Source organism: Cyanobacteria bacterium GSL.Bin1, from assembly GCA_009909085.1.
GTDB lineage: Bacteria > Cyanobacteriota > Cyanobacteriia > Cyanobacteriales > Rubidibacteraceae > Halothece.
Map to the genome: position 1 here is coordinate 1 of JAAANX010000139.1, position 16,131 is coordinate 16,131.

Below are 16,131 nucleotides of genomic sequence, written 5' to 3' on the forward strand. Positions count from 1 at the left end.
GGAAGTGTTTACTCGCTAACCGCTCATGGCTCTATTCGCAGCTACGGGGAGGTGATCTCTCCCCAATCCCCCACCTCACGAAGTAGGTGGGGGTCATTGAATCCGAATCTATCCTACCGTAACATCAAGGATACTACACTCCTTGAATACGTTAATTTTTTAAATGAGGAATTTCGTCAATATTTTGATTGAGAAAAAATGTAAAAATAGTAGCTTTTCCAATCCTTTTTTCCAGAAAAAATAAATGACCAATAACAAATGACGGATGACGAATCACTAATGTCTTTAACCCGTGAACAAATTAAAGAAAAAGCAACTTCTCTTGGCTTTCATAAAGTGGGAATTGCTGCTGCCAATAATGAAGAACAAATCCAAGCACAAACACGCCTCAAAAACTGGTTAGCAGCTGGCTATCACGCTGATATGAAATGGATGGATAATCCGAAACGGTTTGATTTGCAAAAGTGCTTGCCCGGAGTCCAGTCAGTCATTGCTGTTGCGCTCAATTACTATACCCCTTACCATCAACCGGAAAACCCAGAACAGGGGAAAATATCCCGTTATGCTTGGGGGCGAGATTATCATAAAGTAATGCAGAAAAAGCTAAAAGCCCTCGCCAGTTGGCTACAAGAACAAGCACCCGAGCAGCGATCGCGCTATTATTCGGATACAGGACCGGTACAGGACAAATTTTGGGCACAGCAAGCGGGATTAGGCTGGATTGCGAAAAATAGTAACGTGATTACTCGTGAGTATGGTAGCTGGGTCTTTTTAGGGGAAGTGTTAACGACTTTACCTTTAACCCCAGATTCTCCTCACACTGAGCATTGTGGCAGTTGTACTCGTTGTTTAGAGGCTTGTCCCACCAATGCGTTTCCTCAGCCGTTTGTTGTGGATGCGAATCGTTGTATTGCTTACCACACCATTGAAAATCGTGATGAAACGTTACCGGAAAAGATTGATCTCAACGGCTGGGTAGCCGGCTGTGATATTTGCCAAGAGGTTTGTCCTTGGAACCAAAGATTTGCTAAAGAAACAGACTGTGCAGACTTCCAACCGCGATCAGAGAATTTAGCACCCAATTTAGTTGAATTAGCCCAATTGCCAGCCGAAAGTTGGGATCGCAAAACGCGGGGATCAGCCCTACGTCGGATTAAAGCGGACATGTGGCGTCGGAATGCTCGTGCTAATCTGGAGAAAGACGGGAATCGAAACCCTTCTTCATCTTTTTAAGCATGAATACTCAAATTATTATTTTTGATTTTGATGGCACGATCGCGGATACTAAAGAAACTGTCATTGCAATTACCAATCGTTTAGCACCCGAATTTGGTTTTTCTCCTTTAAATGAAATCGAGATTGCTCGTTATCAAGATCTAACAGCCCGGGAAATTATTCAAGAATCGCGGGTATCTTGGTGGAAAATTCCTTTCTTAATTCAACGGGTTAAACGGGAACTCAAGCAAGAAATTCCAACCATTCAACCCATTGCTGGTATGGAAACCGCTTTGGAAGAATTAAAAGCATATCAATTTCAGCTTGGTATTATTACTTCCAATTCTGAAGACAATGCCAGTCAATTTTTAAGGCAACATGGGCTCTTACATTACTTTAATTTCATTGAGAGCAGTTTTCACTTATTGGGTAAAGATAAAGTAATTCAACGGTTATTGCGTCAAAAAAAAGTTTCTCCGGAAGTAGTAACTTATGTGGGTGATGAAACCCGTGATATTGAAGCAGCGCGAAAAAGCGGAGTTAGAATGATTGCGGTGAGTTGGGGATTCAATTCTGTCGCTGCTTTAACAAAAGGGGAACCGGATGCGTTAATTCATCATCCCAGTGAACTGCCCTATGTCATGACCGCTTACGCTTATCAATCCCATTTAAAATCAGTTCATTTTCGAGATTAACGGGATTCTGAACAAATCAGAAACAAGGGTGTTGGCTTGACAAGGTAGAACCCAGATGACTCCTGCTGAACAGCAACAGCAGGAACAAAAGCGGGCTGATCGGTTTCTTCAAAAGTTATGAGACTTAGGAATTGATCCGGATCCAGTTAGCATTTAAATGTTTTTCCCTTGCGCCAGTTGCCAAACCGTTTGCGCGATCGCGCTGTCTTCATTGGTCTGCAAGACCAATACTCGCACGGCTGAGTTGACGGTGGCAATGTCTTCATTTTGGGGACGATTTTGATTTTTCTCTGGATCAATTTCCACCCCGAGATACCCGAGGCGTTGACAGGTTTCTTGACGGACAATGGCTGAGTTTTCTCCAACACCAGCGGTAAACACCAGCACATCTAAGCCTTGTAAACTGGCAACCATTGCCCCAATTTGCCGGCAGAGGTGATGAATATAGGTTTCAAAAGCGAGTTGGGCGCGATGGTTTTCTGCCATTGCTTCGGTGACAGTGCGCATATCCCCAGAAATGCCGGAAAGTCCTTTTAAGCCCGATTCTTTGTTCAGCGTGGTATCTAGTTCATCGGCACTAAATCCTTTTTCTCGCAAGAGATGGATAATAATACCCGGATCAATGGAACCGCAGCGAGTTCCCATCATTAAGCCTTCGAGGGGAGTAAAACCCATTGTAGTATCAATGCTGTGTCCATTTTGCACTGCCGCCAGAGATGCGCCATTACCGAGGTGACAGGTCACTAATTTTAACTTGTCTAAGGGTTGATCCAAAAGTTGAGCCGTTTTTTGGGCACAATATTCATGACTAATTCCGTGGAAGCCATAGCGCTGGATGCCTTCTTCATACCACTGATAAGGGAGAGGATAGATTGCGGATGCGGTTGGGATTTGACTATGGAAAGCAGTGTCAAAAACTGCCACTTGTCCAACTTTCGGAAGCAATTTTTCCATCCTCTCAATCCCTTGCAAGTTCGCCGGATTATGATTAGGGGCAAGGGAACTTAATTGCGCGATCGCGCTTTTCACTTCTTCTGTTATCCACGTCGGCTGTTGGTACTGGCTACCGCCATGCACGACCCGATGACCGACAAAATCAATTTCTTCCCAAGAGGCTAAAACCGCTGTATCCCCTTCACAAAGCGTATTAAATAAGCCTTCCATTGCCACCAAGCGCTCCTCGGTTTGCTGATTGTCTTCAAACACAATGCCATTACTTTCAACTTTCAGTTGGGCGCTTCCCTGTTGCTGACTAAAATCAATACTGCCCGTCCATAACAAAGTAATTACATCCCGAGAACGGCTATCCTCTGGAATGTAGTACAGTGAACTTTTTTGACTGCTTGAACCCGCATTTAAAACTAAAATTTTCATGGTTTTATTTTTCCACCAATGACTAATAACAAATACACAAACCGCATTGGCATTTTGGCTAAAAGCGCGGTTTTCTCCTGTCAGTGAGGTGTTAAGAAAGTGAAGTCGTGTTGATCAATTTCGTTCGCAGTGTCAAAAAGGTCACACTCATGCAGTTGTTTTCCGAAGAGGGCAACTTTCATTATTTCTCCTACAAACGACTCGCCTTCACGTTAATACAGGGATCGTTGGGTCGCGATAAAATTAAACCTCTCTTAAGGGGGCAAGGGGAAACGCTTTAGCAAGGGTGAAATAAATGATTTGTTAACGCTGAAAACACGAGCTTTTTCTAGACTGATTAGCTTGTCAAGTCTTTAATATTGCCGAATTTTTTTATATCTTCTAATAGTCCCCCACAGGCATCTAATAGCAGATCAATAACATAATTAAAGCCATCGCTTTCGCCATAATAAGGGTCGGGAACTTCCCGATCTTGATAATTGCGAACGTAATCGCACATCATTTGGATTTTGTCTCGATATTTTTTATGAGGATCAAGGGCAATTAATGACCAATAATTCTCTCGATCCATGGCTAAGATTAAATCATATTTGTCAAAGTCACTGGGATGAAATTGACGTGCCCTTCCGTCTAATTGAATTCCCCTCTTTTGGGCAGCACTTCTCATACGAGGATCCGGGAGTTTACCAATATGATAGTCTCCTGTTCCCGCCGAGTCGCAAATAATTTCATGAGTTAGCCCTTCGGTTTCGATTAGATAGCGCATGATATTTTCTGCCGAAGGAGACCGACAAATATTCCCCAAACAGACAAAGAGGAGTTGGTAAGGCATAATCGAAACTTTCTTAAATGATCGCGCTATAGTTTACCATGATTCATTAATCTTCATTGACAATTTTCAGACGAACTACGCGATCGCTGCTGTCATCTAAAGGCACCTCAATCGTATCGTTACTGAGTGTTTCTAGGGCACTGAGTAATGATCGCAAATGCGGGTTACTGGCACCGGTTTCTACATACAAGCGATCCGCTAAGCTTCCCACCCGCTTCCAAGTGGTATAGAGTTTCGCCACCACTTGTTCTAAATTAGTGGCTTGTTTGACTAAATCGGCAGCGGTATTCAAACAGTCCAGACGCAGCGCTTCTTCTAACGCCATTTCCATATCTAAATTAGCATTATGAATCGCTTGCACTTGGGCGGCTGCATCGAGATACTTCGAGAGATTTTTCGCCGAAGACGTTAAGTGTTTGACCGTATCCACATCGGGATTTTCTTCTACTTCCTGCTGGATCGACTTGAGATGAGATTCCGGAAGTTTTTCCATCTCTTTGACTAATGGCGCGAGATGACTGGGAGAAAGCGAGCCACTTTCGGCTTTTTTCTTGACAATGGGGGGAACCAACTCCGAACTCATTGCTGTCCATTGATCGGACAATTCTTTTACTTCCCGGCGCGTAATGCGATCCCCATTATCCGCTGCTTCAGAAACGAGTTTTTGCACTTCCGGGTCAGATTTAGCGGTTTCGACGAAGGCGCGCTTACTAAAATTATTGATCGAACTGGCTTGTAGTTGTCCGTCTTCGAGTAGGGTATCGGCACTATTAGCTAGCTGAATGAGGGAATAGGCTTGACTTTTACTAATTTCCCGTTGCTTTAGCCAATTGAGAAAGCCGTTCCCCCGTCCTTCTCCCCCAATCTTTTCGCGATCGCGCACTGCTCTTAAAATTCTCCCGCGCCAAATATCCGTTTGCAAGTCGAAGCGTTCACACACCAGCCACGCCTCATCCAAACGCTGTTCAAACTCCGTCTCCTCAATCTCCTCATCTTCAGGATCGGGAAGTTGGAACTCTAAATCGGTAGGGGTTTCCAAAGCAGCGACAATTTCAGCGGTCGTTTCGGGAGTTTCAGCCATAATTGAGAAGTTTTTTATCTCTTGATGAATGTCAGGAACATTATCAATGATAATTTGAATGAGAGCACTGGTTAAGGATTATTGGGAATGGTTAACTCCTCGCTGCTAGCAGATGCAAGTATTTGCTTAGAAACCCAAGAATTAACTAAGAAGTGGAATAGCCAAGGGTAAATAGTAAAGTCGTTTCTAATGCTGTGATTGTACTTGGTTCAAGTTTTCCTAATCTCTTGAATAACCGAGTTTGATCAAGGACACGAATTTGATGACACAAAGCAACAGAATCTCGATTTAATCCTCCTTCACCGCCAGAAATTTGAAGACAGGTAGGAAGCGCTGCACGGCGCAAATTGCTTGTTATTGGGATTGTAATGACTGTGGTTGTAATTTGGGATAAGGTATTGTCTTGAAAAATAATCACAGGACGAGTTCCCCTTTGTTCCGATCCCTGAGTTGGATTAAGATTAGCTAACCATACCTCCCCTCGTTCCATGATAATTAGGCTTGATCTTCTTCTTGTAATTGCTTGGTGTAGTCTGTCATCCCTGCTTCGGCAAGTTCGCGATCTTCTTGAGCAAATTCTTGATAAAGGCTAGCAAAAGACTCAAGCTGATTATTTTTTGTGGCGCGTTGACTTTTCCATTTGAGGAATTCAATAAATCTGCTAATTTCTTCTAGCTGCTCATCATCTAACTGTTGAATTTCCTGTTGAATGTTTTCTCTGGTCTGAGACATGATTTAATTCTTGTTGCTCCTGATGCTTTGCATTGTAACCTTGTTACAACCACTGCGGAAAGCGAAGCATGGACAAAGCCTCTAATCGCGCCCTCGTGATTTTTCACTGTTCAAAGTGTGCGTATCCCAGAGAGATATTTAAAACAGCGCGATCGCGCTTCCTAACTTTTTCATGCAAATTGTCCCTTAATTAAAAGTATTTCTTGCATCCCTTTCCAGAGGACTCAATTCATCGTATTGCTTAACAAAGTTGTATTTTTTTATTTACATCACATTAATTAATAATATCGAAACTTCTCCGCTAAGGAAGCATAAACTTTAAAGCCAATCGTCGTTCCAAGTCAAAATAAATCAATGATAATGTAAATAGGCAATTCAAAACAGGATTATTGGGAATGGTTAACTCCTCGCTGCTAGCAGATGCAAGTACCCGTTTAGACAACGCCTTGAAGTATGTGAAAATTTCAGAAGACGCGATCGCGCGCTTACAATATCCTAAAGCCAGTGTTTCCGTCTCCATTCCCCTGCGTCTAGATGATGGGTCGTTGCAAATCTTTCGCGGGTATCGCGTCCGCTACGATGATACCCGAGGACCAGCAAAAGGGGGCATTCGTTATCATCCCAACGTTTCTCTCGATGAAGTGGAATCCCTTGCTTTCTGGATGACTTTCAAATGTGCCCTGATGAATTTACCCTATGGGGGGGCAAAAGGCGGCATGAGCTTAAATCCCAAATCCCTTTCCAAACATGAATTAGAACGGATCTCTCGCAGCTATATTGATGCTATTGCTGATTTTATTGGTCCTGATGTGGACATTCTCGCGCCAGATATGTACACCAACGCCACCATTATGGGCTGGATGATGGATCAATACAGCATCATTCGACGACAGATTACGCCGGGTGTAGTCACCGGAAAACCAATTAGTATGGGGGGCAGCCAAGGACGAGAAACAGCCACGTCTGTCGGTGCTTTCCAAGTCATCAATACCCTTTTAGCCAAATTTGATCAGTCTCCGAAAAAGACTACCGTTGCGGTACAAGGGTTTGGCAATGTGGGCGCTATGTTAGCCCAACTCCTTTCCCAAGTTGGCTATCGCGTTGTCGCAGTGAGTGACTCCCAAGGCGGAATTTACGCTGCCCAAGGCTTAGATATTCCCAGTATCCGCCGTTATAAAATGTCGAGTCGTAGCTTACAAGCGGTTTATTGTGAAAGTAGTGTTTGTAATATCGTCGAACATGAAGTGATTAGTAACGCTGATTTACTGACACTAGATGTAGATGTTTTAATTCCGGCTGCCCTAGAAAAGCAAATTACCGTTGAGAATGCTGAAAAAATCAAAGCCAAATATATTTTTGAAGTAGCCAATGGTCCCATTACCTCAGAAGCCGATACCATTTTAGACAAGAAAGGCATTCAGGTTTTTCCTGATATTTTAGTCAATGCCGGTGGCGTCACGGTGAGTTATTTTGAGTGGGTCCAAAACCGCAGCGGACTCTATTGGACCAATGAAGAAGTGAATCAAAATTTGAAAGAACGCATCACCGTCGAAACGGAAAAAACTTGGTCAATTGCCCAAGAATTTGGCGTTTCCATGCGAACCGCTTCTTATATTCATGCCCTCAACCGTCTTGGGGAAGCCATGGATGCCAAGGGAACCCGAGATTATTTTCGCAGTTCTGAATAGTGCTGATCGAAGCACGTCGAATTGAGATTTCAATTAATCCAACTGGCCAGTTATCAATGAAACTGAAATAGAAGCTTTATATCAAAGTTTTGTTTTAATCAAAATCACACAAAATAAGTAAAAATATAAGGAAACAAAATTACCTTGAGGTTGATTGCAACTGCCAGTTTATTGAGGCTATAAGAATAATAGAGGCTATAGCAGCGAGAGGAAAAAATAATTTATCAATCAGCAGCAATGCTTGAACATTTCATTGGAATTGCTTAAAGTTTAGGAAATTCAAATTCTTTAAAGATTACCTCTCTTAATGCAGGAAGAGGAATGCCCGAAATACCTAATGCAGAATCTCAATCAATTCCTTATAGTTGTGTTTAATTCATACCAACATAGCAAACATGAATTCTTCTCCTTCACCCAATAATCAGGAACCTACACCCCCGGAACCGCGCCAGTCTTTCCCGGCTCGATTTTGGCGGTGGCTGAGACGACCTTCCACCCTGATTGGAATAGGAGCCCTAGGATTTGTCGTGGTGGGTGGCACGATCGCGGCTTATGTCGTTGCCCGACGACAACTGCCCGTTTTGATTGAATCTCAACTGGAAACCATTGTCCAGCGACCCGTTAGTGTTGGGGAGTTTGAGGAGTTGTCGCTGTCTGAAATTCGCATTGGGGCTTCCCAAATGCCAGCAACCGAAACAGATGCCGGTCGCATTTCCATACAGGAAATTAGGATTGAATATGACTTGGGTTCGCTATTGACACAATGGAAGCTACCCCTCGCTGTTACCATTGTTGACCCGAACATCTACCTTGATCAAAATGAGGAGGGAGTTTGGTTGGATTTGGAGTTACCCCCTCGGGAAGAACCATGGCAACTCCCCAATTTACCCTTTGATTTGGAGGCAACCGCTAACATTGAACAGGCGGAAGTGGTTTTGCTTCCTCAAGCCTTAGCTGCCCCAGTGGAAATCCGGGCTGATGTTGAGGGAGGCTTAGACTATCCACGGGAAGGAGAGCAACAAATCCGCTACGACATTGATGCCGCATTTGCCGATGCCCCAATTCAGGTTCAAGGAGAGACCCGCTTCGACCAGTTTGCCACCGACGCCCAAGTCGCGATCGCGAATTTATCACTGGTCAAATTGACTGCCTTAGTGGATAACTTACCAGTCCGCTTAGATCAAGGTCAGCTTAATGTGGATCTTGATGTCAATGTTCCCAGCCTAGAAGCGTATCAAGCCAGTCAAGTCAATGGCACTGTTGATATTAGCGACGTAACAGGGCAAGTAACCCTTAATGAAGACAATCCCGCTCCCTTGTTGGCTAATCTCAGTTTACGCCTAAAAGAACAAGCCCTTTCTGTTGCCCAAGGCGAGATTAATTTCGGTAATATTCTCATCAATCTGTTCGGCGGTGCCAATTTAGAGACTGGCTATGATCTAAACGTTGCCGTCTCTCCTTTTACGCTCGATACTGTATTGGCGTTAGTTCCCGATGGAGAACTTCCGATTCCCACATCTGGTGAATTTGCCATTGACTTAAATGTCCTTGGTGCAATTGATCAGCCGCAATTACGTGCAGTGCTCAACGCAACCGAACCTACGCAAATTGACAAAATTGAACTCGCCGAAACAGTAGTGGAAGTCAGTGCCGATCTGAATCAAATTGTGCTCGATCGCGCCGAAATTAGCCCGGCAACGGGGGGAGAGATTCTCGCTAAAGGACGCATTGAAACTAATCTAAAAGAAACGATTCAAAGTGGGAAGGGCGTTGATATTACAACCATGCCGGTTGATTTGCAAGCCGGAATTGATTTGCCCCTTTCTGGGATTGCTGCTGCTTATGCGACCCTTCCCCCAGAGGTTCGCCTCGGTTCTTTCAACAGCAAAGTGCAACTGGAGGGCACGGCAGAAACCCCTAACATTCGTGCGAATTGGCAACTGCTTGAAACCTTCGTTGAGTCCATTGGGGAAATTGCGGGTCAAGGCCAAGCTAGGTTTAATGGCACTCGTTTCTCCCTCCAAAATACCGCTTTGGAAACCCGGTTAGGAGAGATTAATATCTTTGGCTTTGGAGATTTAGAGACGGAACAATGGGAAGCCAGTATTAAAAGTGATGCAGTTGCCCTAGATCCCATTATCTCGGAATTAATCGCCCAAGGAGAATTAGAAGAATCCGTAGAAGCCCTCAATATTGACATCCGTCTTGCCGGTGGGTTGGACCCTTTAACCCCGGAAAACGTGGAAGGACAAGCGGATGTTACTGTTGCCCTCGGTGGACGCGCCCTTGATGTAGAGAGCCGTTTACAGAAAGGAATGATTCAAGGAGCGGCGAGAGCGCAACGACTTGATTTACAACCTTTTGTCTCTCCCTTTGTTCCTCAGTTGAACTTGCCTTTAGGCGTCAGACAATTACAAGCTAACCTCGGTGGTAATATTGCCCCTTTATTAGCAGGAAAAGAAGATTTCATTGCCACTTTAGAGCGATTAGAAGGGGGATTAGATACGGTTTTAGAAATTGATCAATCCCTGATTGATGTTAATGGCAATTTAGCTCGTGGCGGTCAAGTTAACGCCAATGTGGTTGCCAGCTCTCCTATAGCCCTCACGAAAATCGTCCCTGATTTACCCGTAGAAGCCACGTTTGAAGGGGGAACCGCTAGCATCTCGGGAACCATTGCTGGGTTACAAAGGGTAGCAAATGAAAAAGATCTAGCTGGATTAAGGGCCCAAACCGCATTAGACTTAAGTGTGGCTCAGGGGGCAGTGGCACTGGAAGGACAATTGCAAGATGGATTTTGGGATGCCAATCTTTTAGTGTCTGATGTGAATACCACCCAATTCGGTCGTCCCGTTTTAGCGAATTTTAGTCCAGAAGCAACGACACTGGAGTTTCCCGAATTCAATGCCGATTTAGCTTTCTCAGGTGCTGCCAATCCCTTATTGCAAGGCGATCGCGCGACCGTCAATATTAACCGCGCTAACTTAGACTGGGGCGAACAAACCGTTGCTGCTAGGGGCGAGGCGATCCTAGCCAATCTCTTCACCGCACCGGATATTGCCGAAGCCCAATTGGCAGTCAATGCTAGCTTGGATTTTAATGTTCTACCGACTGAAGACATTCTCAATTTAGTGCCTGTTGACCGGCAGTATTTACCCCAATCGTTAGACATTGCTGGAGAAAGTGAATTTAACGGTCGCGTGATCGCTCAACAGCTGTTACAAGCGCCAACGGCACCGAATAGCATTGTTTTAGAGGGCGATCTACGATTAACCAACTTTCAGTTTAATGATTTAGTGTTTGATCCCGTGATGACGGGAAACCTTAATTTTGCAACGGGAGAAGAAATTGAGCTTGCCTTGCAAGGAGAAAATGATGTGATTCTGGCTGCCCTCGATCCTTGCGTTGATCCAGCTTGTGTTGCTCCCTACAGTTTGAATACTCTGGAATTGCAACAAAATGAAGGGGAGGAGGATTCCATTCTCGTTTTCGCAACCGGGGAACAAAATCGCATTGCCACAACAGTAGAAAACTTCCCCCTCTCCGTCTTTAGGATTGCCCCCGCCGAAGAGTTTGGCGTTCCCGGACCCGTAGTTGGCAGAGTTAATGCCGAAGCGGATTTTGATCTAGAAACGTTAGCCACTCAGGGGAATCTTGAAATTGCAGAGCCTGGTGTAGGACAAATCGGAGCGCAACTGCTCGCGATCGCGTTTTCCTATTTAGACCAGGAAGCCCGTCTCTCGGAAGGGCGTTTACAAGTGGGAGAAAACCGCTTTAATTTTGAGGGAAACTATAACATTGCCTCTGGAGTAATTGGTGGCAACCTCAATTTAGAAGACGGTAATATTCAAGACATCCTTGCTGCTGCTAACATATCGAGTGTGCAAGACCTCTCGCGGTTGACCCAACCCCTCAATCCCGGGAGTGCTTCTGATTTGGGAACCCTTGCTCTAGGCAGCCCCGAAGCCAGTTTAGAATCTAAATTAGCCCTCTATCAAGAAACAGTCCGCAAAATCCAAGCCAGAGCCGCTCAACGGCGTCAATCAGCAGCCCTTGACCAAATTGATATTCGCGGCGGTTTAGAACTAGAAGCCAACGTTAACGGAACGCTTAACAATCCCCAGTTCGATGTGGCAGTTGCCGGTCGCAGTTGGGATATTCGCCCTCACTCCAGTTTTCCCGATTACACTCCCTCTCTCGGTTTATTCATCGAAGATGCAGGGGTGGTTTCCGTTGATGAATTGACGATTACTGGAACTTACGAAAATGGAGTCGGCACTCTAGAAGAAGCCAGTGTCATCTTGGGTCGAGGTACGGTTTCCGCGTCCGGTCAATTGGATGCCGCGCAGTTATCTGGCAATGCCAGCGTTGAAAGCTTACCGCTAGCGACGCTCCTGGAATTTGCTTCCACTCCGGTTGATGCGACCGGTGATATTGGTGTCGATGTCGCTATCTCTGGCAGTCTGCAAAATCCAGAATTGCAAGGGGACTTCTCCTTTGAAAATGCGTCGTTCCAAGGTCGTGCCATTGAAGACAACTTTGCCGGAGAATTCAGTTACGCTAATTCCAGTCTCGAATTGCAAACGACAAATCCCGAAGATATTGACGTGCAAGTGAATGGGGAGATTGCCCTGCCACCGCAGACCGGTTTTGAAAATCGCCTTGCTGCGGATATCAATATTGGGGAAAGCGGCTTTGAATTATTGGGAGCCTTGAGTTTAGGTCAAGCGGAATGGATCGAAGGAGAAGGAAACATTGCGATCGCTGCGGAAACCAGTTACATCGATGATCCGACGGCTGCGATCGATAATCTCGATGTCAACGGTGAAGTCACTTTTGAGGATGCAGTTATTTTGACCACTGCCGTTGCAGAAGAAGTGACCATTAATGGTGCGGTAGAACTGAGTGAGGATCGCATTCAAATTGAGGAATTACAAGGCATGGTTGATGAAACAGAGATCGCGATCGCGGGAACGTTTCCTTTCTTTACGCCCTTAAGTGAACAAAATGCCAATGCGTCTCCGTTAACTGTGATCATTGATCAAGGCCGGGTAAATATCGCCAATCTTTATCGAGGTCGCACTGATGCTAACATTACGGTCCAAGGCATGGCGCTCAATCCAATTATCGGTGGAAAAGTTCGTCTCTATGAGGGGCAAGTCTCGATTCCCCAGCGCAACCAAGAAGCGCGATCGCCAGTCTATAATCGTTGGTTTGGTGATTTTGCTGAACTCCAAGGCGATCCCCCAGTGACCGTTGAACTGGATGACTTCCGTGTTGTCCTCAATGATGGCTTTCGTCTCGTCAGTCCTCCTGTATATAAATTTTCTCTTTCAGGAGACTTGGTCTTAAACGGATCCCCTTTAGATATTCCTAGTTTACGCTCCTCAGGAGCAATCGTTCTCGAACGGGGAGAGATTACCCTTTTTAACACCGACTTCTTCCTCTCCCGTCTCAATGAAAACCGAGTCATGTTTGATGCTTCTCGTTCAATTCTCAATCCGGAATTAGACATTGAGATGGGAACAACGGTTTCTGATCCGAGTCGAATTGGTCAACAGATTTCTCCTAACGAAATCCGGGACGATGCCATCCGGGTTGGTCAGTCTGATACAGTGTCGGTTGACTTGGTGATGCAAGGTCAGGCTCAACAACTGCTAGCTTTTCTAGGAGTCGTTTCTGAGTCTGAAGCCTGTGAAGCCGGTGTGGAAGAGTTTCTCGCCATTTCAGAAAGCGGACTGTCTGAACAAAATTTAGAACGAGAAGAAGAATGCCTGAGTAACGCTGCGATCGCGAGTGAAAGTGGTTCTAATGAAGAATTACTGGAGTCCCCAGCCATTAGCCTGAGCAGTAGTCCTCCTCGCGATCGAGGTCAAATCATCGAACTCTTAGCACAGCAATTTTTTGATCTGGCTGAACAACTGGAACAAAGCAGTGGTGAAGAACTTTTACAGTTTGGTGTCGCAGAATTTTTGATTGAACCGTTAACAAGAGACATTATTTTCTCGGTTAATGAGCAAGCAACAAAATTCGCAAAACCGATTATTGGCGTTGATCAAGCACTCATTTATCCAGAATTAGAGGGAATTTATCAGCTACAAGAAGATTCATTTGTTAGCGTAGGTTACGACTATGTGTTTAGTGAGTTCAAGGTTCGCTACGAACGATTGTTCTAGTTGACATCCTTCCCCAAGTAAAAGCGAGGGACCTTTAAACCTTAGGATTTGCTGGTTTGGTTTCTGGACACTTTAAATTAAAAAGTCCTCTAAGGTTGGGATTGATGCAACTGCATTCGTACGAATCATGATTGACAAGGAATAATGGAGACTCGATAATTTAATCGTATCTCAGCAGCGTGATGGCCATTAACCGTGCAGAAATTACTTCAAGTTGCAGAAATAATTCAAACCCTGAACCGTTGGGTTGGGAAACTCGCTTACTGGCTAGTAGTAGTGATGGTAGCCGTGGGCGGATGGAATGTGCTCGGACGTTATGTGGGAAAATGGATCGGTCAACCGCTGACTTCCAATGCCCTGATTGAAATTCAATGGTACTTATTTGATTTGGTTTTTCTCTTAGGCGCTGCTTATACCCTACAGAAAAATGGCCATGTCCGAGTAGATATTATTTATAAAAATTTTGGCCGCAAAGGACGCGCGGCTGCAAATTTAATCGGAACCCTTTTATTTTTAATTCCCTTCTGCTTGATGGTAATTTATTTTTCTTGGGGAACCATTGTTAACTCATGGCAAATCTTAGAAATGTCTCCCGATCCAGGTGGCTTACCGCGTTATCCCATCAAATCAATGATTATTGTTAGCTTTGGTTTACTACTTTTACAAGGTTTTGCTGATACGATTAGTAATCTCGCCATCATCATGAACCTGAAACAACCACAAGAAAATAATGAATAGTGATTGGTTAGGACTGACAATGTTCGCGGGGGCATTTGCCTTTCTCCTGCTTGGCTATCCTGTTGCGTTTGCCCTGGGAGGGGTTGCTATTCTCTTTGCCCTGATTGGATTTGCCCTTGGGGTTTTTGATCCGATTTTCCTCTCAGCGATGCCCCAACGAATCTTTGGCATTATGTCCAACTATACCCTGTTGGCAATTCCTTACTTTATCTTTCTCGGGTCAATGTTAGAAAAGTCGGGAATGGCAGAAAAGTTGCTTGAGACGATGGGCATTTTGTTTGGGCGGATGCGTGGCGGGTTAGCTCTAGCAGTCGTTATTGTCGGAACCTTATTAGCCGCTTCCACAGGAGTGGTTGCAGCAACCGTCGTGGCGATGGGACTGATTTCGTTACCTGTCATGTTACGCTACGGCTATAATAAAAGTTTGGCAACCGGTGTCATTGCCGCCTCAGGCACGTTAGGGCAAATTGTTCCGCCGAGTGTAGTATTGGTGGTCTTAGGGGATCAACTGGGCGTTTCTGTCGGTGACTTGTTTATTGGGTCTTTGATTCCGGGATTGTTAATGGCAACTGCCTTTGCGCTACACATTATTCTGATTGCTGTGATTAAGCCGGAATTTGCCCCAGCCTTACCAAAAGAGGTGCGAAATATTGGGGGGAAAGCCCTGAGAAAGCAAGTACTAGCTGTGATGATTCCACCCTTGCTGTTAATTATTTTGGTTTTAGGCAGTATCTTTTTTGGCATTGCTACCCCAACAGAAGCCGGTGCAGTGGGCTGTTTGGGCGCGATCGCGCTGGCTGCAGCCAACCGTCAACTCAACTGGGCCGCTTTAAAGCAAGTGTGTGAAGCCACTTTACGCATTACCAGCATGGTGATGTTTATTTTATTAGGATCAACTGCATTTAGCCTAGTCTTTCGGGGATTAGACGGCGATCGCGTCATGTTTAATATTCTTTCTAACCTTCCGGGCGAAGAAATCGGCTTTCTCGTCACTAGCTTACTCACTGTCTTTATCCTGGGCTTTTTTATTGACTTCTTTGAAATCGCCTTTATTGTCATTCCGATCTTTCTCCCGGTTGCCGAAGCGTTAGGCATCGATTTAGTCTGGTTCGGCGTCGTTTTCGGCGCCAATCTCCAAACCTCTTTTCTCACCCCTCCCTTTGGCTTTGCCCTGTTTTACCTACGCGGCGTTGCGCCCCCAGAAGTAAAAACCCAAGATATTTACCGGGGCGTTATTCCCTTTATTATTATTCAAATTTTAGTGTTAATTTTAATTATTGCCTTTCCTCAATTAGTCAACTTTCTGCTCGAAGTCAGTCAGGACATAACGTAAAGAATAATGAATGACATTGACTAATTAACAATGTCTATTATACGATTTGCAGCGTGTGGGGAGCGAAGGGAAAACAGGAAGGGAGCCGAGACGAAACACGGGAAGTCGTTGGCTCCTTTTCTGTCCTCAAGCAAGTAGTAGCTTACTGAGCTATGGGCGACAGCCCCGCGTTCTGTTGCGTAGCAACGAACGTCGGGAAGGATAGCCCGTGACTCGTAGCAAAGCGGAGAGGCACAATCTATGTTATACTCATAAATGTCCGAATAT

General features: G+C 44.9%; 11 protein-coding genes. 6 read left to right on the top strand and 5 right to left on the bottom strand.

Annotated elements, in window-relative coordinates; translation table 11 throughout:
- The first annotated feature begins 279 nt into the window (after positions 1-279).
- Together queG and GVY04_17070 are read left to right on the top strand one after the other, a co-directional pair.
- Entirely contained in the window at positions 280-1,233 is a 954-nt protein-coding gene (queG, locus tag GVY04_17065) for a tRNA epoxyqueuosine(34) reductase QueG (GenBank protein ID NBD17775.1), read from the top strand.
- Positions 1,234-1,235: 2 nt separating this feature from the next.
- Entirely contained in the window at positions 1,236-1,910 is a 675-nt protein-coding gene (locus GVY04_17070) for an HAD-IA family hydrolase (protein ID NBD17776.1), read from the top strand.
- A 153-nt stretch (positions 1,911-2,063) separates the two neighbouring features.
- Here the strand turns inward: GVY04_17070 and GVY04_17075 are convergent, their stop codons facing one another.
- The 5 genes from GVY04_17075 to GVY04_17095 all read right to left on the bottom strand — a co-directional run bounded on the left by GVY04_17075 (position 2,064) and on the right by GVY04_17095 (position 5,932).
- Positions 2,064-3,284 (bottom strand): acetate/propionate family kinase, encoded by a 1,221-nt coding sequence (locus GVY04_17075; GenBank protein NBD17777.1) that lies wholly within the window; start codon positions 3,282-3,284, stop codon positions 2,064-2,066.
- 337 nt (positions 3,285-3,621) lie between these two features.
- Positions 3,622-4,116, bottom strand: coding sequence for a low molecular weight phosphotyrosine protein phosphatase (locus tag GVY04_17080; GenBank protein NBD17778.1), 495 nt, complete (start codon positions 4,114-4,116; stop codon positions 3,622-3,624).
- Between the two features lie 46 nt (positions 4,117-4,162).
- Positions 4,163-5,197 carry a hypothetical protein gene (locus GVY04_17085; protein ID NBD17779.1) on the bottom strand — a complete coding sequence of 345 codons (1,035 nt, stop codon included), beginning with the start codon at positions 5,195-5,197 and terminating at the stop codon, positions 4,163-4,165.
- Positions 5,198-5,342: 145 nt separating this feature from the next.
- Positions 5,343-5,693, bottom strand: a complete 351-nt coding sequence (locus tag GVY04_17090) for a type II toxin-antitoxin system PemK/MazF family toxin (GenBank protein NBD17780.1) — start codon at positions 5,691-5,693, stop codon at positions 5,343-5,345.
- Complete coding sequence (locus tag GVY04_17095; protein ID NBD17781.1) at positions 5,693-5,932, bottom strand: hypothetical protein; 240 nt, start codon at positions 5,930-5,932, stop codon at positions 5,693-5,695. The genes GVY04_17090 and GVY04_17095 overlap by 1 nt, the downstream gene beginning before the upstream one ends.
- Before the next feature lie 392 nt (positions 5,933-6,324).
- On the opposite strand from GVY04_17095, the gene GVY04_17100 reads away from it, so the two are divergent.
- The 4 genes from GVY04_17100 (at position 6,325) to GVY04_17115 (ending at position 15,864) form a co-directional block, all read left to right on the top strand.
- Positions 6,325-7,617, top strand: a complete 1,293-nt coding sequence (locus GVY04_17100) for a glutamate dehydrogenase (GenBank protein ID NBD17782.1) — start codon at positions 6,325-6,327, stop codon at positions 7,615-7,617.
- A gap of 395 nt (positions 7,618-8,012) precedes the next feature.
- Positions 8,013-13,793, top strand: a complete 5,781-nt coding sequence (locus GVY04_17105; GenBank protein ID NBD17783.1) for a DUF748 domain-containing protein — start codon at positions 8,013-8,015, stop codon at positions 13,791-13,793.
- 195 nt (positions 13,794-13,988) lie between these two features.
- On the top strand, positions 13,989-14,531 hold the full coding sequence (locus tag GVY04_17110; GenBank protein NBD17784.1) for a TRAP transporter small permease subunit: 543 nt from the start codon (positions 13,989-13,991) through the stop codon (positions 14,529-14,531).
- Positions 14,524-15,864, top strand: a complete 1,341-nt coding sequence (locus GVY04_17115) for a TRAP transporter large permease subunit (GenBank protein ID NBD17785.1) — start codon at positions 14,524-14,526, stop codon at positions 15,862-15,864. The genes GVY04_17110 and GVY04_17115 overlap by 8 nt, the downstream gene beginning before the upstream one ends.
- Positions 15,865-16,131: the final 267 nt, after the last annotated feature.